A 19,128-nucleotide genomic window follows, 5' to 3' on the forward strand; every position below is an offset into this window, starting at 1 on the left:
GTACCACGAGCCGTACAGCGCCCGTTCCCGCTCCACCAGCAACGGCAGCGGCTCCGAGACCGTCACCAACTCCCGCAGCGGATACCGCGCCAGGACCTTCTCCACCTCGGGAGTGAGGGCGGCGGCCAGGCGCCAGGGGGCGGGCCGTTCCTCGTCGCGGAGGGCGGCGGCCGCGGTCAGCAGGATTTCCCGTTTCTTTGCCTTGGGGACCCCGGCGGCGGCCCGTTCGTAGAGCCGGGCACCCTCCTCCAGGACCAGTTCGGTGTCGATGCCCGCGGGTATCTTGATCTGCGCGTGGTGGCGCCAGGTGGCGACCGGATCTCCCCATGCCTCGACCTGGTAGGTCCAGCGGCCCGGTTTCCCGTCGACGGTCACCGTGGCGCCCCAGCGGTCCGTGCCGGGGGCCAGTTCCCGCATCGGGGTCCAGGGGCCGGGTCGGCCCTTCGGGTCCTTCAGTACGACGTTCGCGGCGACGGCGTCATGGCCCTCGCGGAAGACGGTGGCGGTGACCTCGAACGACTCCCCGGTGACCGCCTTTGCGGGCCGGCGTCCCTGCTGGACCAGCGGACGGACGTCGAGGACGGGTATGCGGCCGACGGCGGTGGCCTCGTCCGCGGGGGGTGGCGCGCCGGGTGACGTGCGCCGGGTCGGAGGTGCTGACGGTTGGTGCGTGGCGGGCATGACCGCTCCTGTCCGCGGCAACGTGGGTGTGGGCGGATGGGTGGTGGGGAGGTGGGTCCTGCGGGGTGTACCTGGTGTTGTACCGCTGCCTGGTGTCAGTGCTGTGTCTGTGGGGTGTACCGGAGGAGCCTTCCCACCCTATTCGGGTGGGCAATCCGGCACTTTGTTAACTACTCAGCCGTATGTCTACGTACAAGACCGGCCCCGTTCACGGCGAACGGGGCCGGTGGCGTGATCGCATACCAGAAACCGCTTTACGACTCCGGCACCCGAAGCAGCCTGTTGGGCGACCCGCGCCCCGCATCCGACACCTTCCCGCTCGTCGCCCCCGCAATCAGGACGGCGGCGACCTGTGCGGGTGTCGCCCTTCGGTGCCCGGCGAGGAAGAGGGCGGCGGCGCCCGCGACGTGCGGTGCCGCCATCGACGTACCCGAGTAGGTGGCCCTGGCCGTGTCGTTCGCGTTCGAGTCCGAGGTGATCGCCACGCCCGGGGCGAACAGGTCGACGGCGGAACCGTAGTCCGAGAAGCCCGCGCGGGCGTCGGTGCGGTCGGTGGCGCCGACGGTGAGGGCCTGCGGCACATCGGCAGGCGAGTAGCGGGCGGCCGGGTCGCCGCCGTTGCCGGCGGCGACCGCGTAGGTCACGCCCGCCCTGATCGAGTTCCGTACGGCGGTGTCCAGTTGGGGGCTGTGGTAGCCGCCCAGGCTGAGGTTGGCGACCGCCGGTCTGCGGGCGTGCGCGGTGACCCAGTCGACACCGGCGATGACCTGGGCGGTGGTGCCCGCTCCGGTGTCGTCCAGGACCCGCACGGAAACCACCCGGGCCTTCTTGGCGACGCCGTACCTGGTACCGGCGATGATGCCGGCGACATGGGTGCCGTGCCCGTTGCCGTCGCCGGCCGAACCGTCGTTCCCGACGAAGTCCCAGCCGTAGCTCGCGCGTCCGCCGAAGTCGGTGTTCGTGATGCGGACACCGGTGTCGATCACGTACACGGTGACGCCCGCGCCCGCCGAACCCGGCGAGGCGTACGACCTGTTCAGCGGGAGTCCGGCCTGGTCGACGCGGTCCAGTCCCCAGGACGGCGGGTCGTTCTGGGTATGCGTCCGGGCGCGAGTCAGCCGCACCCGGCTGTCCTGCACGACGGAGGCGACCCGCGAGTCCGCGGCGAGCCGTCCGGCCTGTGCGGCGCTTGCTTCGACGGCGTAGCCGTTCAGCACGGTGCCGTAAGTATGGCTTATTTTCGCCCCATACCGGGCGGCGACGTCCCTCCCGGCCGCCGACGCCCCTTTGATCCCCTCCCTGAGCGTCACCAGATAACTCCCGCCGACCGAACCGGCCCGGCCGGCGCCGACGACGGTTCCCTCCGGTAAGGCGTGCGCGGGCAGGGTGGCCGTCGACAGCACCGCGGCCGTCACGACCGCGGTCAAGCCCCCCACCACACGCAGCCGTCGGCTGTACGTCCGTGCCATGGCTGTGAGTCCCCCTCCTCGGCTCAGAGAGGCAGGGTCTCGTACGGCACGAAAGCCGACAAGAAGGCCCCGAGGCCGAAGCGGGGGGTCTGGGGGAGGCGGCCCCCAGCGGAACCCCCGCACCGGTACTGTCGGACAGACGCCGAGCCGCACAGGGTTGTACGGCTCCCCTTGCGAACTGCACGAGGTGGAATGTGAAGGCGATCCGTCGGTTCACCGTCCGTCCCGTTCTCCCCGACCCCCTCCGCCCCCTCAGCGACCTGGCCCGTAACCTGCGCTGGTCCTGGCACGCCGAGACCCGTGACCTCTTCCAGGCCGTCGACCCCGAGCGCTGGGCCGCTTCCGAGGGCGACCCGGTGCGGCTGCTCGGCAGTGTGCCGCCGGCGCGCCTCGCCGAGCTGGCCGGGGACCGCCGCTTCCTGCGCCGGCTGACCGCGGTCGCCGACGACCTGGGCGACTACGTGACCGGCGACCGCTGGTACCAGACCCACCCGCAGCCGGCCGAACTCCCGGCAGCCGTCGCCTACTTCTCACCCGAGTTCGGGATCACGGCCGCCCTGCCGCAGTACTCCGGCGGCCTCGGCATCCTGGCCGGCGACCACCTCAAGTCGGCCAGCGACCTCGGCGTGCCGCTGATCGGCGTCGGCCTGCTCTACCGGCACGGCTACTTCCGGCAGACCCTCTCCCGGGACGGCTGGCAGCAGGAGCACTATCCCGTCCTCGACCCCAACGAACTTCCCGTGGCCCTGCTGAAGGAGGCCGACGGCACCCCGGCGCACGTCTCCCTCGCGCTGCCCGGCGGCAGACTGCTGCGCGCCCGCATCTGGCTGGCCCAGGTCGGCAGGGTGCCGCTGCTGATGCTGGACTCGGACGTCGAGGAGAACGACACCGGCGAACGCGGGGTCACCGACCGGCTCTACGGCGGCGGCAGCGAGCACCGGCTGCTCCAGGAGATGCTGCTCGGGATAGGGGGCGTACGGGCCGTACGGACGTACTGCCGGCTGACCGGCCACCCCGAGCCCGAGGTGTTCCACACCAACGAGGGCCACGCCGGCTTCCTGGGCCTGGAGCGGATCGCCGAACTGGTCGCCGCCGGGCTGGACTTCGACGCGGCACTGGAAGCGGTCCGCGCGGGCACGGTGTTCACCACCCACACCCCCGTCCCGGCCGGCATCGACCGCTTCGACCGTGAGCTGGTCGCCCACCACTTCGGCGCCGACGCCGAACTCCCCGGGATCGGGGTGGAGCACATCCTGCGGCTCGGCATGGAGACCTACCCGGGCGGCGAGCCCAACCTGTTCAACATGGCCGTGATGGGGCTGCGGCTCGCCCAGCGCGCCAACGGGGTCTCGCTGCTGCACGGCAACGTCAGCCGGGAGATGTTCTCCGGGCTGTGGCCGGGCTTCGACCCCGACGAGGTGCCGATCACCTCGGTGACGAACGGGGTGCACGCCCCGACCTGGGTGGCCCCCGAGGTGGTCCGGCTGGGCGCCCGGCAGCTCGGCGACCGCCGTACCGAGGAGGCGCTGACCGTCGGCGGCCCGGAACGCTGGGACGCCGTCGCCGAGGTCGCCGACCAGGAGATCTGGGAGCTGCGCCGCAGCCTGCGCGAGCAGCTGGTGCTGGAGGTGCGGGAGCGGCTGCGGGCGTCCTGGCGGCAGCGCGGCGCCGGTACCGCCGAGCTGGGGTGGATCGACGGCGTCCTGGACCCCGACGTGCTCACCATCGGGTTCGCCCGGCGCGTCCCCTCGTACAAACGTCTCACGCTCATGCTGCGCGACCGCGACCGGCTGATGGACCTCCTGACCCACCCCGAGCGGCCGATCCAGATCGTGGTGGCCGGGAAGGCGCACCCGGCGGACGACGGCGGCAAGCGGCTGGTCCAGGAACTGGTCCGCTTCACCGACGACCCGCGCGTGCGTCACCGCGTCGTCTTCCTGCCCGACTACGGCATGGCGATGGCGCAGAAGCTGCTGCCCGGCTGCGACATCTGGCTCAACAACCCCCTCCGACCCCTGGAGGCGTGCGGGACGAGCGGGATGAAGGCGGCGCTCAACGGCGGCCTCAACCTCTCCGTCCTGGACGGCTGGTGGGACGAATGGTTCCAGCCGGACTTCGGCTGGGCGATCCCGACGGCGGACGGCGCCGGCACCGATCCCGACCGCCGGGACGACATCGAGGCCGCCGCGCTGTACGACCTCCTCGAACAGCGGGTCACCCCGCGCTTCTACGAGCGCGGCCGCAGCGGCCTGCCGGACCGGTGGATCGAGATGGTCCGCCAGACCCTCACCCTCCTCGGGCCCAAGGTGCTGGCGGGCCGCATGGTCCGGGAGTACGTGGAGCGCCTCTACACCCCGGCGGCCCACGCCCACCGGTCCATGACCCCGGACACGGCCCGTGAACTGTCCGCCTGGAAGGGCAGGGTGCGCGCGGCCTGGCACGGAGTCTCGGTGGACCACGTCGAGACGGCCACCGCCACGCCCACCGCCGAGCTCGGCACCACCCTGGCCGTCCGGGTCCGCGTCCGCCTCGGCGACCTCGCCCCCGACGACGTGGAGGTCCAGGCCGTCTCCGGCCGCGTCGACCCGGAGGACCGCATCACGGACGCGGCCACGGTGCCCCTCAAGCCGGTCTCCGGCCCCGACCTGGAGGGCCACTGGACCTACGAGGGCCCCCTCTCCCTGGACCGCACGGGCCCCTACGGCTACACCGTCCGCATCCTCCCCACCCACCGCCTGCTGGCGTCCGGCGCGGAACTGGGCCTGGTGGTGGTACCCGTGGAAGGGGCGGTGACGGGGGCCGGGGTGCTGATGCGCTGAGCCTTCGAGCGGTGCTCCGAGGGCGGGTGGTCTCCGCTCGCCCTCACGTCCGTCCCTCAGGGCCTGCCGGGCGCGATCGCGTCAGAACTCCGGCTCCGGGTCCGCGCACAGCCGTCGCAGTACCGCGCCGCACCTGCGTGCGTACGCGTGCTGCAGGCCCCGGGCCGCGGCGCCGCCGGCGCGGGTGTACCACTTGGCGGGTCTGCTGAAGGCGGCGACCGTGAGCCAGACCGTGCCGTCGCCGGTGCGGTCGACGACGAAGGCCTCCTCGCCGCTCTCGGGGTGACCGGCGAGGGTGCCGTAGGCCCAGCCGGCGCGGCGGGACTCCTCGGCGGTCCAGACGATTCGGCAGGGGGCCTTGATGAGGCCGGCCAGGGTGACGGTGACGTCGACGCCGGGGGCCGCGCGGTCGGCGGCGGTGTCGATGCCCACACCTAGGGCGCGGTGGAGTTCCCAGGTGAGGACCGCCTCGGCGGCCCGGCGGAAGACTTCCTGGCCCTCGCCTATGCGCGTGCGCACGTGCAGGGGATGGAAGCCCGGCGGGCAGGCGGCGAGGTTCTCGCGAGTGGCGCCGACCGCCTCGTACGTGAAGGACATGGGAGAGAGCGTAGGGCGGGCCCCCGGGATGCCTTCTCCCCGGGGGCCCGCCCATGGTGCCGGGGGCGGGGTCAGCTGACGTTGACCGCGGTCCAGGCCGCCGCCACCGCGTTGTACTCGGTCGAGCCGGAGCCGTACAGGGCGGCCGCCGCGGACAGCGTGCCGGTGCGGGCCGACTTGTAGTTGGTGGTCGACGTGAAGTACGTGGTCAGGGCCTTGTACCAGATCTGCAGGGCCTTGTCCCGGCCGATGCCGGTGACCGTGGAGCCGTTGTAGGTCGGCGAGTTGTAGCTGACGCCGTTGACGGTCTTCGAACCGCTGCCCTCCGAGAGGAGGTAGAAGAAGTGGTTCGCGACGCCGGACGAGTAGTGCACGTCCAGGTTCTTCACCGACGAGGACCAGTAGTCGGCGCTGCCGCCGTCCTTGCTGGGCTTGTCCATGTAGCGCAGCGGGGTGCCGTCGCCGTTGATGTTGAGCTTCTCGCCGATGAGGTAGTCACCGGGGTCGGAGGCGTTGTTGGCGTAGAACTCGACGCCGGTGCCGAAGATGTCCGAGGTGGCCTCGTTCAGGCCGCCGGACTCGCCGCTGTAGTTGAGGCCTGCGGTGTTCGAGGTGACGCCGTGGCTCATCTCGTGGCCGGCCACGTCCAGCGAGGTCAGCGGGTGGGTGTTGCTGGAGCCGTCGCCGTAGGTCATGCAGAAGCAGCTGTCGTCCCAGAAGGCGTTGACGTAGTTGCTGCTGTAGTGGACGCGGGAGTAGGCGGCGACGCCGTTGTTCTTGATGCCGCTGCGGCCGAAGGTGTTCTTGTAGAAGTCCCAGGTCTCGGCGGCGCCGTAGGCGGCGTCCACGGCGGCCGTCTGGTCGGTGGAGGAGCTGGAGGCCGCACCGGTGCCCCAGGTGTTGTCGGCGTCGGTGAACAGCGTGCCGGTGCCGGAGGTGCCGCGGGCCAGGTTGTACGTCTTGTGGCCGCCGCGCGTGGTGTCGTACAGCTGGTACGTCGAGCCCGACAGGTTCGTGCTCAGGCTGACGGTGCCGGAGTAGAGGCTCTTGCCGGTGCCGGTGGCGTTCTCGATGCCCTGGTACTCGAAGAGCTTCTTGCCGGTGGCGGCGTCGGTGATGACGTGCAGCTGGTTGGGGGTGCCGTCGTCCTGGAAGCCGCCGACGACCGTCTCGTAGGCGAGGACGGGGGTGCCGGAGCCGGCCCAGATGACCTTGCGGGCGCCGTCGGCCGCGGACTTGGTGGAGCCGAGGGTCTTGGCGACGCTCAGCGCCGACTTCTCCGCCTTGGCCGTGCTGATCTGCGGCTTGAGGGAGGCCACCTTGATGGCGGTCTTCGTCGCCTTGGTGACGCCTTCGGTCTTGCCGGCCTTGGAGGTGTGCACGACGAGGTCGCCGCCGAGGACGGGCAGGCCCGCGTAGGTGCGCTCGTAGCGCGTGTGGACCGTGCCGTCGACGTCCTTCACGACGTCCTTGACGACCAGCTTCTCCTTGGCGCCGAGGCCTATCTGCTGAGCCGTCTCGGCGACGTTCGCCTCCGCCTTCTGGATCAGGGCGGTGCGGGCGGAGTTGGAGAGCAGGGTGGGGGCGGCGGCCAGCGGCTTCTTGTCGACGGCCGAGGCGTTCGCGGTCATACCGGTGGTGAGGAGGGCGCCGGCGGCGACAGCAGTGGCGATGGCGAGCGTGGTGCGCTTGTGACGCGCGTAGAGGGGGCTCACTCAAGCTCCTTCAGGATGTGGGGAGTTCGGGGCGGTGTGGGGTTACCGGCCCGGCTGTGGGGTTGTGGAGTTGCTGTGCTGTGCGACGGGTGAAGGAAGAGTGACATCAAGGTCGCGTACATGTCAGGACCCTGAAGTGATGTTGGCCGAAAAGCAGGTGTTGGGTGAACATTGCGGGCATGTAAAACGGGCGCCGCCCGCGGGGAGGTCCCCCGCGGGCGGCGTCGGGTGCGTGTGGTCGTTACCTGGGGTTACGGGAAGGTCAGCTTCCACCCGTTGATCGTGCCGACGTCCTGCGCGGCCTGGTCCTGGACCTTCAACTTCCAGGTGCCATTGGCCGATTCCGACGAGGCGTTCACCGTGTAGGTGTCCGTCACGTCGTCCGCCGAGTCGGACGAGCTGAAGTTCTTCAGCCGGTACGACGTCCCGGACGGACCGACCAGGTCGATCACCAGGTCGCCGCGCCACGTGTGGCTGATATTCGGCGTTACCTGCAAGTTGCTCGGCGCGTTCCCGGTCCGGCCGGAGACCGTGATCGAGGAGGTGACCGCCGGGCCGTTGTCCGGAATCGACACGGGCGTGGTGCTCTCGTACGAGGTGCCCGTACCGCCACCGCCGCCGGAGCGCGAGCCGACCGCGACGGCCGCCCAGGCGTCCTGCACCGCCTTGTACTCGGTGCTGGTGGTGCCGTACAGCTCGCCCGCCGCCGCGAGGGTGCCGGTGCGGGCGGCCGCGTAGTTGGTGGTCGAGGTGAACTTGGTGGTGAGCGCCCGGTACCAGATCTGCAGCGCCTTGTCCCGGCCGATGCCGGTGACCGGAAGGCCGTCCTTGGTGGGCGAGTTGTAGCTGACGCCGTTGATGACCTTGGCGCCGCTGCCCTCGCTCAGCAGGTAGAAGAAGTGGTTCGCGACGCCGGACGAGTAGTGCACGTCGAGGCCGCCCACCGACGAGGACCAGTAGTCGGCGCTGCCGCCGTCCTTGCTGGGCTTGTCCATGTAGCGCAGCGGGGTGCCGTCGCCGTTGATGTTGATCTTCTCGCCGATGAGGTAGTCGCCGACGTCCGAGGAGTTGTTGGCGTAGAACTCGACGCCGGTGCCGAAGATGTCGGAGGTGGCCTCGTTCAGGCCGCCGGACTCGCCGCTGTAGTTGAGCCCGGCGGTGTTCGAGGTGACGCCGTGGCTCATCTCGTGGCCGGCCACGTCGAGGGCCGTCAGCGGGTCCGCGTTGCCGGAGCCGTCGCCGTAGGTCATGCAGAAGCAGCCGTCGTCCCAGAACGCGTTCACGTACGAGTTGCCGTAGTGGACGCGGGAGTAGGCGCCGACGCCGTTGTTCTTGATGCCGCTGCGCCCGAAGGTGTTCTTGTAGAAGTCCCAGGTCTCGGCGGCCCCGTAGTGTGCGTCGGCGCCCGCGGTGGCGGCGTTCGACGTGGTGCCGTTGCCCCAGGTGTTGCTCGACTGGGAGAACAGCGTGCCGGTGCCCGAGGTGCCGTGGTTCAGGTTGTACGTCTTGTGGCCGCCGCGGTCGCCGTCGGTCAGGTTGTACGTCGACCCGGACTGGGTCGTCGTCAGCGACACCGTCCCGCTGTACTGGGTGTTGCCGGTGCCGGTGGCGTTCTCGATGCCCTGGTACTCGAAGAGCTTCTTGCCGGTGGCGGCGTCCGTGATGACGTGCAGCTGGTTCGGCGTGCCGTCGTCCTGGAAGCCGCCGACGATCGTCTCGTAGGCGAGGACGGGGGTGCCGGAGCCGGCCCAGATGACCTTGCGGGCGCCGTCGGCCGCGGACTTGGTGGAGCCCAGCGTCCGGGCGACGGCGAGGGCGGTCTTCTCGGCGCTCGCCGCGGTCTTGGCCGGGGTGAGGTCGGTGACCTTGAGCGTGGCGTTGTTCGCCTTGATGACGCGCTCGGTGGCGCCCGACTTCGCGGTGTCGACGATCAGGTCGCCGCCGAGCACCGGCAGGCCCGCGTAGGTGCGCTCGTAGCGGGTGTGCAGGGTGCCGTCGGCGTCCTTGACGACGTCCTTGACGACCAGCTTCTCCTGGGCGCCGAGGCCTATCGCCTTGGCGGTGGCGGCCCGTTCGCCGCTCGCGTCGCGGAGCAGTTCGGCGCGCTGCGAGGGGGAGAGCCTGACCGCCGCGTGGGCCGGGTTGACCCGGCCGGGCTGCGGGGCGGCCGGGGCGGCGCTGGCGGCGCCCGACTGGACGGCGGCGGCGATCAGGGCGCCGACCCCGGCGAGGGCGACGGCCGCGGTGCGGCGGTACGTGCTGTGGGGGGTGCGTCTGCGAGAGGAACTGCTTCTCAACACTGACTCCTTCTGCGTGGCCGCGGGTCGCACGGCCAGGGGAGATCCGGACGGCGGGTGGGCCGGCCGGGCAGAACTGGGCGGAACGCGGAACCATGTGCGTGTGCAGTGCCGGACCCGACAGCGACGGTGGGGGTGAAGCTGTGGGGTTGCTGTGAGTCGGCCGTGGGAAGAGTGGCAGCAGAAAACGCAACCTGTCAGGACCGCGTCAGAAACTTGGCCGGAAATCGTCCGTTGTCCGGATGTTCATGTTCGGTATGCGGATTGTTGCGAGGCCGTCGAGAGCAACAGCTGCCGCGGCATCCGCTCCGGCCGTTCAGGGCGCCGTGTCCCCGTGCCAGGTCGCCCACAGCGCCGCGTACGCCCCGCCCGCCGCCACCAGCTCCTCGTGCGTGCCGAGTTCGGTGAGGAGCCCGTCCTCCATCACGGCCACCCGGTCGGCGTCGTGGGCGGTGTGCAGCCGGTGGGCGATGGCGATGACCGTACGGCCTTCCAGTACGGCGGCCAGCGCGCGCTCGGTGTGCCGGGCGGTCGCCGGGTCCAGCAGCGCGGTCGCCTCGTCCAGGATCAGCGTGTGCGGGTCGGCCAGCACCACCCGCGCCAGCGCGAGCTGCTGGGCCCGGGAGCCGTCGGTGGCCGTCCCGCTCACGCCGCCCGTGCCGAGGGGGGTGTCGAGACCGCCGGGCAGGCCCCGCACCCAGTCGTCGGCGCCGACGGCGGTCAGCGCCGCCCACAGGTCCGCGTCGGCCGCGGCCGGTTCGGCGATCAGCAGGTTGTCCCGGACCGTGCCGAGGAAGACGTGATGCTCCTGGGTGACCAGGACGACCTGGCGCCGCAGCCGCTCCGGTTCAAGACCGGCGACCGGCACCCCGCCCACGGTCACCGTGCCCGATGCGGGCGCCTCGACGCCCGCCAGCAGCCGGCTCAGCGTCGTCTTCCCGGCGCCGGAAGGACCCACCACCGCGAGCCGCTCCCCGGGCCGCACCGTGAGGTCCACCCCGCGCAGCACCTCGCCGCCGCGCTCGTAGGCGTACCGGACCCCGCGCACGTCGATCCGGTCGTCCGCCGGCGCCGGCGCCGCGCTGTCCGCCGCCGCGCGCGGGGCCCGCGCCAGTCCCTCCACCCGGGCGAACGAGGCGCCGCTGGACTGGAGTTGCTCCACCCGGATCAGGATCTGGTCCAGCGGTTCGGTGAACTGCCGCAGATACAGCGCCGCCGACACCACCACCCCGACGCCCGTGTGCAGCAGTCCGCCCACCAGCAGTACCCCGGCCACCGGCACCGAGTACGACACCTCGACGGCCGGGAAGAACACGGTCCGCAGCCACAGGGTGTAGAACCGGGCCTTCCGGTTGGTCTCCAGCGCGTCCCGGCTCGCCGTGATCCGCTGCTCCTGGAGCCGGAACGCCTCCACCGTGCGGGCGCCCGCCACCGTCGCCGTGACGATCTCCGCGACGCCGGAGGTGGCCGCGCCCTCGGCGAGATAGCCGTCCCGGGCCCGGCGCAGGTACCAGCGCAGCGCGAACCAGACGGGGGTCAGCCCGAGCACCCCGAACGCGGCGAGCGCGGGGTCCAGGACGAACACCGCGCCCATCACGAACACCGCCTGCACCGTGTTGACCAGCAGCTCGGGACCGGCGTCCCGCAGGGTGGTGCCGACGGTGTTCACGTCGCCGGTGCCGCGCGCGGTCAGGTCGCCGGTACCGGCCCGCTCCACCACCGACGCGGGCAGTGCGAGCGCCCGGTCCACGAACTCCTCGCGGACGCGGGCCAGCGTGCGCTCGCCGAAGCGGTGGCCGAGGTAGCGGGCGGAGCGGGCGAGCAGCAGTTCGGCGAGGGAACAGAGCAGGATCCACCGGGCGAGGTGGTCCACGGCGCCGACCCCGCGGCCGGCCCGGACCTCGTCCACGATCCGGCCGACCAGCCAGGGGCCGACCAGGCCGGTGCCGGCCGCCGCCGCGTTCAGCAGCAGCGCCGCGGCGAAGGGACCGCGGTCCGCCCGCACCAGGCGGAGGGCGGCCCGGCGTACGTCGGCGCGGCCGGCGACCGGGAGTTGGCTCGTCGTCACCTTGCGAACTCCTCGTCCTCCGTGTCCCGGGCCACGAGGGCGCGGTAGCCGGGTGCGGCGTCCAGCAGGCCCTCGTGCGTGCCGGTCGCCGCGACCTTGCCGTCGACCAGGAAGACCACCTCGTCGGCGTGGGCCAGCAGCAGCGGGGAGGTGGTGGTGAGGAGGGTGGTGCGGCCCGCGCGGGCGGTACGGAGGCGCTCCGCCACCAGGGCCTCGGTGTGGGCGTCGAGGGCGGAGGTGGGCTCCACGGCGAGGAGGACCTCGGGGTCGGTGAGCAACGCCCTTACGAGGCGGATGCGTTGGCGCTGACCGCCGGAGAGATTGCGGGCCTGGGCGGTGAGTTCGGAGCCGAGGCCGTGGGGGAGGGCCTGGACGATGTCGTTCGCCGCGGCGGCGTGGAGGGCTTGGGCGGTTCGCGCGTCAGGGGATGCGGCGGGGGGTGCGTCGGCGGGTGCGGCGCCGTCGTGGCCGGTCGCGCCGTTCCCCGCGCCCCTGCGGGGCGCGTCGGCGCTTTCGGTGATGACATCGGTCAGGGGGCCCGCGAACAGGTCGGCATCGTTGTCGGCGACCAGGATGCGGGTGCGTACCTCCGCTAGGGGGACGGCGTCCAGGCGTACTCCTCCCCAGGTCACGTCGGAGGGGGTGTAGCGGCCCAGGCGGTCCACCACCGCTCCCGTCTCCGTCGCGCTGGCGCCCACCAGGGCCGTCAGGCGGCCGGGGCGGAGCCGTACGCCGGATTCGGGGTCGTGCAGGACGGCGGGGCCGGCCGGGGGGCGCCGGGTGCCCTCGTCCGGCCGTGGCTCGTGGCGCAGGAGGCGGACGACCCGGCGGGCGGCCACCACGCCGCGGCTGAGCTGGTAGCCCATGTCGAGGAAGAAGGCCACCGGGCCGATCAGGACCGCGGCATAGCCGTACACCGACACCAGCTGGCCGACCGTGATGTCGCCGCGGGCGGCCATCCGGGCGGCGATCCAGGTCACCACCGCCAGGAACACCGTCGGCAGGCCCATGCCCAGCGCCTGGACCCAGCTGGCGACCGCGCCCACCCGGTAGCCCTGGGCGCGCAGGTGCTGGGAGTCCCGGCGGAAGGCGTCCGCGAACAGGCCCTTGCCGCCGAGGCCGTTGAGGACGCGCAGGCCGCCCGCGAGGTCGCCGATCCGGGCCGTCAGGACGCTCTGGCGTTCCCGGTACTCGGTCTCCCTGCCCTGCAGCCGCCGGGCCAGCGGGCCCGCGACGAGCGCCACCACCGGCACCCCGAGCAGCACCACGCCGGCCAGCAGGGGCGAGATCGTCAGCAGCAGCCCGGCCACCACCCCGTACACGACGACCGCGCCCACCCCGGGGCCGACGACGGTCAGCGCCTGGGCGATGGTGTGCACGTCGCCGACGCCGATCGTCACCACCTCCCCGGCGTCGGACCGGCGCGACAGCTCGGCGCCGAGCCGCACCGTCTGTCCCATGAGCACCTTGACCGTACGGAAGTAGGCGTCCATCCGCACCCGGGTCATCGTGCGGTGGCGCATGATGCTGATCCAGGCGTTGACCGCCCCGAGGACGAAGATCGCCGCCGTCCACCCGGCCAGCACCCCCATGCGGCCCGGCACCAGCCCGTCGTCCACGGCCCGGGACATCAGGTAGGGCGTCCCCGCCATCAGCGTCAGCCAGACACTGGCCAGCAGCGCCCCGGCGAGCGAGCGGCCCGGCTGGCAGGCCACCAGCCACCACAGATAGGACCACCCGCCGCGCGTGTCGGGCGTGCCCGGATCCTCGTACGCGTCGATCACCCTGCGACCCCCGTTCTCGCGCCTTCTCCCGCCTCGTTGCGCCTTCTCCCGGCCTAGGCCAGGCTGTCCCGCCACGCCCGGTGCAGATCCGCGAACCGGCCCGTGCCCGCGACGAGGTCGGCCGGGCGGCCGTCCTCGGCGATGCGGCCGTGCTCCATCACCAGCACCCGGTCGGCGATCTCCACGGTGGACAGCCGGTGCGCGATCACCACCGCCGTACGGCCCTTCAGCACCGTCGACATCGCACGCTGCACGGCCCGTTCGCCGGGGATGTCGAGGGAACTGGTCGCCTCGTCGAGGATCAGCACCGCCGGGTCGGCGAGCAAGGCGCGCGCGAACGCGACCAGTTGGCGCTGCCCGGCCGAGATGCGCCCGCCGCGCTTGCGGACGTCCGTGTCGTAACCGTCGGGCAGTGCGGCGACGAACTCGTGCGCGCCGATCGCCTTGGCCGCCTGCTCGATCTCCTCGCGGGTGGCGTCCGGGCGGCCGATGGCGATGTTCTCGGCCACCGTGCCGGAGAACAGGAACGCCTCCTGGGTGACCATCACGACCCCGCGGCGGAGTTCGGCCAAGGTCAGTTCGCGCAGGTCCACGCCGTCCAGGAGGACCCGCCCGTCGGAGGGGTCGTAGAAGCGGGCGAGCAGTTTGGCGAGCGTCGACTTGCCGGCGCCGGTGGAACCGACGACCGCGACCGTCTGCCCGGCGGGGAGGGTGAGGTCGAAGGTGGGCAGCACCTCGCCGCCGGTGCGGTAGGCGAACCGGACGCCGTCGAAGACGACCTCGCGGCCGGGTAGTTCGGTCGCCGGCGGGGGCAGCTCCTTCGGGACCGAGGGCTCCGGCACGGACGGGGTCTGGGCCAGCAGGCCCGCGATCTTCTCCAGGGATGCCGCGGCCGACTGGTAGGAGTTGAGGAACATGCCGAGGCGGTCGATCGGGTCGTACAGCCGCCGCAGGTAGAGGACGGCGGCGGCCAGGACGCCCAGCTCCAGCGAACCGGACGCCACCCGGTAGGCGCCCCACAGCACGATCACCGCGACCGAGGTGTTGGCGACCAGCCGGGAGCCGACCACGTACCGCGCCATCTCGAGGAGCGCGTCGCCGTTGGTCCGCTCGTGGCGGCGGTTCAGCACCGCGAACTCGGCGTCGTTGGCGGCCTCCCGGCGGAACGCGCGCACCGGGCGGATGCCGTTCATCGTCTCCACGAACTTCACGATCACCGCCGCGATCGCCGTGGACCGCGCCTTGTACACCCGCACCGCGCGCCGCTGGTACAGCCGGACCAGCAGGTACAGCGGTACGAAGCTGGCCACCGCGACCGCGCCGAGACCCAGGTCCAGCCAGAGCAGCATCGCCGAGATGTAGAGGAAGGAGAGGATGACCGTGACCAGCTCCTGGAGTCCCTCGGTCAGCAGCTCGCGCAGCGACTCGACGTCCGTGGTGGAGCGGGAGATGAGCCGGCCCGACGTGTAGCGCTCGTGGAAGTCGATGCTCAGCGCCTGCGCGTGCCGGAAGATGCGGCCACGCAGGTCCAGCAGGACGTCCTGGTTGACGCGGGCGGAGGCCTTGACGAACGCGTACTGCAGACCGCCGGAGAGCAGCGCGCTCAGGCCGTACCCGGCCGCCACCGCGAACAGCGGGCCGTGGTCGTGGCGGCGGAACGCCGGGACGGCCGTGTCGATGGCGTACGCGACCAGCAGCGGGCCCGCCTGCACCGCCGCCTGCTGGAGCAGCAGGAGGAGTGTGGTGACGGCGACCCGGGACCTCATGGGGGCGAGGAGCGAGCGCAGCAGGGCAGCCGTGGCGCCGGGCGGGGTGGGCAGGACGTCCCGGTCGAACGGGTCGCCGCCGGAGGTGCCGGCCGGGTCAGGGTGCCGGCGCTCGTCGTCCTCGTCGGGGGCGGGGAGGGAGGTGGCTGCGGTCATCGGCGGTGATCCTCCCCGGACATCAGGTGGGCGTACTCGGCGTTCGTGCGCAGCAGTTCGTGGTGCGTGCCGACCGCGGTGACCCGGCCGCCGGAGAGCAGGGCGACGCGGTCGGCGAGCAGGACGGTGGAGGGGCGATGGGCGACGATCAGCGCGGTGGTGTCGGCCAGCACGTCGCGCAGCGCCGCCTCCACGGCGGCCTCCGTGTGCACGTCCAGCGCGGAGAGCGGGTCGTCGAGCACGAGGAAGCGGGGCCGGCCGACGACCGCCCGCGCGAGCGCGAGGCGCTGCCGCTGGCCGCCGGAGAGACTGAGGCCCTGCTCGCCGACCTGCGTCGCGGTGCCCTGCGGGAGGGCGTGCGCGAAGTCCGCCTGGGCGACGGCGAGGGCACGGGACAGCTCCGGCTCCCCGGCGCCGTCTTCGGCTCCCATGAGCACGTTCTCGCCGACGGAGGCGGAGAAGAGGGTGGGTTCCTCGAAGGCGACCGCGACGAGGGAGCGGAGTTCCTCGCGGGGCATGGCGGTGATGTCCACGCCGTCGAGGGTGATCCGTCCCGAAGTGGCCTCGTGCAGGCGGGGGACGAGCGCGGTGAGGGTGGTCTTGCCGCTGCCCGTCGCGCCGACGAGGGCCATGGACTCGCCGGGGCGGATGTGCAGGTCGATGCCGGCGAGGGTGGGCGCGGAATCGGGGGCGGCGTCGGGGTAACGGAACTGCACGTTCTCGAAGCGGATGCCGTCGGGAGCGGGAGCCGAAGGGAGCGGGCCGCCGTCGTCGGCTGCGGGTGCGTGGGGGCTGAGCGCGCAGTTCCCCGCGCCCCTTTGGGGCGCTGCGCTGAGGCGCCCCGTAAGGGGCGCGGGGAACCGCGCGACAAGCCCCCACCGGCCCGCGGCCGACGACGAATCGGCGTCCTCCGGCACCGCGTCCCGCACCTCGAAGAAGCGCTCCGTCGCCGTCGCCGCCTCCTGGCTCATCGCCAGCAGGAACCCGATCGACTCCACCGGCCATCTCAGCGCCAGCGCCGTCGACAGGAACGCCACCAGCGTGCCCGCGCTCAGCCCGCCCTCCGCGACCTGGATCGAGCCCCACAGCAGCGCCGCCCCGATCGCCACCTCCGGCAGCGTCACGATGACGCCCCAGATCATCGCCAGCATCCGCGCCTTGCGCAGCTCCGTGCCCCGCAGGGTCCGCACCAGTTCGCGGAACGCGTGCGCCTGGCTGCGGTGCCGGCCGAAGCCCTTGATGATGCGGATGCCGAGCACGCTCTCCTCGACCACCGTCGTCAGGTCGCCCACCTGGTCCTGGGCGAGCCGCGCCACCTCCGCGTACCGCTTCTCGAAGATCACGCAGGTCCAGATCACCGGGATCGTGGGGCCGAGGATGACCAGGCCCAGCGTCCAGTCCTGGGCCAGCATGATCAGCACGCCGACGAGGATCGTCACCCCGTTCACCAGGAGGAAGGTCAGCGGGAAGGCGAGGAACATGCGGAGCAGCATCAGGTCGGTGGTGGCCCGGGAGAGCAGCTGGCCGGAGGCCCACCGGTCGTGGAAGGCGACCGGCAGGCGCTGGAGATGGCCGTACAGGTCCGCCCGCATCCCCGCCTCGACGCGCGAGAGCGGTCTGGCGACCAGCCAGCGGCGCAGACCGAAGAGCAGTGCTTCCGCGATGCCGAGCAGCAGCAGGTACAGCGCGCCGAGCCACACCCCGGCCGGGTCGCGGTCGGCCACCGGGCCGTCCACCATCCACTTGAGGACGAGGGGGATGACGAGGCCCGTACAGGAGGCGACGACCGCGACGAACGCGGCGATGGACAGCCGCACCCGCACCGGCCGTACGTACGGCCACAGGCGCAGGAGGGTGCGGACGGCGGACCGGTCCTTGGTGGTTGCACGTGTCGGAGGCATCAGGGGCGAGCCTACGGATCGGCACTGACAACGCCCACCGAGTTTTGGCCGGACCGGAATCGGCCGCTGGTCCTACGACCTGGGGGTCCCTCCGGTTCGCGCGCCGCCGAGAACCGGGGAGTGTGCGAGGGTCGTACGACCGGAGGCGGCGCATCAGCCGATCGGTCGATGGCGGTTCGAGCGGGGCGGCCGATGTGGCGGACCCGGGGTGGCCGGGACCCTCGGAACATGCCAACCGACATCGAAGTGACAGACCTGCGCAAGTCGTACGGCGGCCGGGCCGTCGTGGACGGGGTGAGTCTCGCCGTCGAGGAAGGCGAGATCTTCGGGATCCTCGGGCCGAACGGCGCCGGCAAGACCACCACCGTGGAGTGCGTGGAGGGGCTGCGGGTGCCCGACGCGGGCCGGGTCCGGGTCGCCGGGCTCGATCCCGTCGCCGACCACGACAAGGTCGCCCGCGTCCTCGGCGCCCAGCTCCAGGAGAGCGAGCTGCAGCCCAAGCTCACCGTCCGCGAGGCCCTTGAGCTGTACGCCTCCTTCTATCCGGACCCGCTCGACTGGGCGCCGCTCGCCGAACGCCTCGGGCTCACCGACGGACTCGCCACCCGGTTCGGCAAGCTGTCGGGCGGCCAGAAGCAACGGCTCCTCATCGCGCTGGCGTTGATCGGGAACCCGCGGATCGTCGTCCTCGACGAACTGACCACCGGGCTGGACCCGCGGGCCCGGCGGGACACCTGGAAGCTGATCGAGGACGTCCGGGACCGCGGCGTCACCGTGCTGCTCGTCACCCACTTCATGGAGGAGGCGCAGCGGCTCTGCGACCGGATCGCGGTGATCGACAAGGGCCGGGTGGCCGCCCTCGACACCCCCGCCGGGCTGATCCGCCGCAGCGCCGGCGCCACCGTCATCAGCTTCACCCCGTCCGCACCCCTGGACGACCACGACCTCGCCGCCCTCCCCGCCCTCGCCTCCATCGAGCACAAGGACGGCCGGATCACGCTCTCCGGCACCGACGAGACCGTCAACGCCGTCATCACCCTGCTCGCCAGGCACCGCATCACCGCCCACCAGCTCCGGGTCGTGGACGCCACCCTCGACGACGCGTTCCTCGACCTGACGAAGGAGGAAGCAGCATGAACACCGCCGTCCTGCGCACCGAGTTCCAACTCTTCCGCCGCGAACCCGGCGCCGTCTTCTGGGTCTTCCTGTTCCCGACCCTGCTGCTGGTGATCCTCGGCTCGATCCCCTCCTTCCGGGAGGCCGACACGTCCCTGGGCGGACTGCGCCCGGTCGACGCGTACGTTCCCATCGCCGTGCTGATCGCCCTGATCATGGCCGGGGTGCAGACCCTGCCCCAGGCGCTCACCGGCCACCGGGAGCGGGGCATCCTGCGCCGGATGCGGCTCACCCCGGTACGGCCCTCCGCGCTGCTGTCCGCGCAGATGGCCGTGCAGGGCACGGTCGCCCTCGGCTCGGCGCTGCTGGCACTCGTCGTCGGCCGCCTCGCCTTCGACGTACGGCTGCCGAAGCAGCCCGGCGGATACCTGCTGGCCCTGCTGCTCGCGGCCACGGCCGCGCTCGCCCTCGGCTCGGTCGTCTCGGCGCTGTCCCGCACCACGAAGATCGCGGGCGCGATCGGCTCGGCGGTGTTCTTCCCGATGATGTTCTGCGCGGGCGTGTGGATCCCGGTCCAGGAGATGCCGCGCACCATGGCCCGGGTGGTGCAGCTGACCCCCTTCGGCGCGGCGGCCCGCGCCCTGGACCGCGCCGCCGCCGGTCACTGGCCCGGCTGGGAGCACCTGGGCGTCCTCACCCTCTGGACGGTCCTGCTGACGGCGGGCGCCGCCCGCTGGTTCCGCTGGGAGTAGGAGACGG

Annotated in this window: 12 protein-coding genes; 3 read left to right on the top strand and 9 right to left on the bottom strand. The window is 72.3% G+C overall.

What is annotated here, in order from left to right:
- Both ACFY0K_RS37935 and ACFY0K_RS37940 read right to left on the bottom strand, forming a co-directional pair.
- Positions 1–681, bottom strand: a 681-nt coding sequence (locus tag ACFY0K_RS37935; protein WP_390643696.1) for a maltotransferase domain-containing protein, incomplete at its 3' end; no start/stop codon positions are given.
- A gap of 254 nt (positions 682–935) precedes the next feature.
- Complete coding sequence (locus tag ACFY0K_RS37940) at positions 936–2,150, bottom strand: S8 family peptidase (RefSeq protein WP_390643697.1); 1,215 nt, start codon at positions 2,148–2,150, stop codon at positions 936–938.
- 194 nt (positions 2,151–2,344) lie between these two features.
- On the opposite strand from ACFY0K_RS37940, the gene ACFY0K_RS37945 reads away from it, so the two are divergent.
- Complete coding sequence (locus tag ACFY0K_RS37945; RefSeq protein WP_390643698.1) at positions 2,345–4,969, top strand: glycosyltransferase family 1 protein; 2,625 nt, start codon at positions 2,345–2,347, stop codon at positions 4,967–4,969.
- An 81-nt stretch (positions 4,970–5,050) separates the two neighbouring features.
- Here the strand turns inward: ACFY0K_RS37945 and ACFY0K_RS37950 are convergent, their stop codons facing one another.
- The 7 genes from ACFY0K_RS37950 to ACFY0K_RS37980 form a co-directional block, all read right to left on the bottom strand.
- Complete coding sequence (locus ACFY0K_RS37950; protein ID WP_382717643.1) at positions 5,051–5,566, bottom strand: DUF1990 family protein; 516 nt, start codon at positions 5,564–5,566, stop codon at positions 5,051–5,053.
- A 71-nt stretch (positions 5,567–5,637) separates the two neighbouring features.
- Complete coding sequence (locus ACFY0K_RS37955; protein ID WP_390643699.1) at positions 5,638–7,281, bottom strand: M4 family metallopeptidase; 1,644 nt, start codon at positions 7,279–7,281, stop codon at positions 5,638–5,640.
- A gap of 251 nt (positions 7,282–7,532) precedes the next feature.
- On the bottom strand, positions 7,533–9,578 hold the full coding sequence (locus ACFY0K_RS37960; RefSeq protein ID WP_390643700.1) for a M4 family metallopeptidase: 2,046 nt from the start codon (positions 9,576–9,578) through the stop codon (positions 7,533–7,535).
- Positions 9,579–9,894: 316 nt separating this feature from the next.
- Positions 9,895–11,646 carry an ABC transporter ATP-binding protein gene (locus tag ACFY0K_RS37965; RefSeq protein ID WP_390643701.1) on the bottom strand — a complete coding sequence of 584 codons (1,752 nt, stop codon included), beginning with the start codon at positions 11,644–11,646 and terminating at the stop codon, positions 9,895–9,897.
- The gene (locus ACFY0K_RS37970; RefSeq protein WP_390643702.1) at positions 11,643–13,430 is read right to left on the bottom strand and encodes an ABC transporter transmembrane domain-containing protein; all 1,788 of its coding nucleotides are present in this window, start codon (positions 13,428–13,430) and stop codon (positions 11,643–11,645) included. The genes ACFY0K_RS37965 and ACFY0K_RS37970 overlap by 4 nt, the downstream gene beginning before the upstream one ends.
- Before the next feature lie 53 nt (positions 13,431–13,483).
- Positions 13,484–15,352: an ABC transporter ATP-binding protein gene (locus ACFY0K_RS37975; RefSeq protein WP_390643703.1), complete on the bottom strand. Its 1,869-nt coding sequence runs from the start codon at positions 15,350–15,352 to the stop codon at positions 13,484–13,486.
- Entirely contained in the window at positions 15,349–17,253 is a 1,905-nt protein-coding gene (locus ACFY0K_RS37980; protein ID WP_390643704.1) for an ABC transporter ATP-binding protein, read from the bottom strand. Before ACFY0K_RS37980 ends, ACFY0K_RS37975 begins: the two co-directional genes overlap by 4 nt.
- Positions 17,254–17,481: 228 nt before the next feature.
- On the opposite strand from ACFY0K_RS37980, the gene ACFY0K_RS37985 reads away from it, so the two are divergent.
- Both ACFY0K_RS37985 and ACFY0K_RS37990 read left to right on the top strand, forming a co-directional pair.
- The gene (locus ACFY0K_RS37985) at positions 17,482–18,390 is read left to right on the top strand and encodes an ATP-binding cassette domain-containing protein (RefSeq protein WP_390643705.1); all 909 of its coding nucleotides are present in this window, start codon (positions 17,482–17,484) and stop codon (positions 18,388–18,390) included.
- The gene (locus ACFY0K_RS37990; RefSeq protein ID WP_390643706.1) at positions 18,387–19,121 is read left to right on the top strand and encodes an ABC transporter permease; all 735 of its coding nucleotides are present in this window, start codon (positions 18,387–18,389) and stop codon (positions 19,119–19,121) included. Before ACFY0K_RS37985 ends, ACFY0K_RS37990 begins: the two co-directional genes overlap by 4 nt.
- The last annotated feature ends 7 nt before the right edge of the window (positions 19,122–19,128 follow it).

Origin of the sequence: Streptomyces sp. NPDC001507 (genome assembly GCF_042894765.1) — a bacterium.
Classification (GTDB): Bacteria; Actinomycetota; Actinomycetes; order Streptomycetales; family Streptomycetaceae; genus Streptomyces.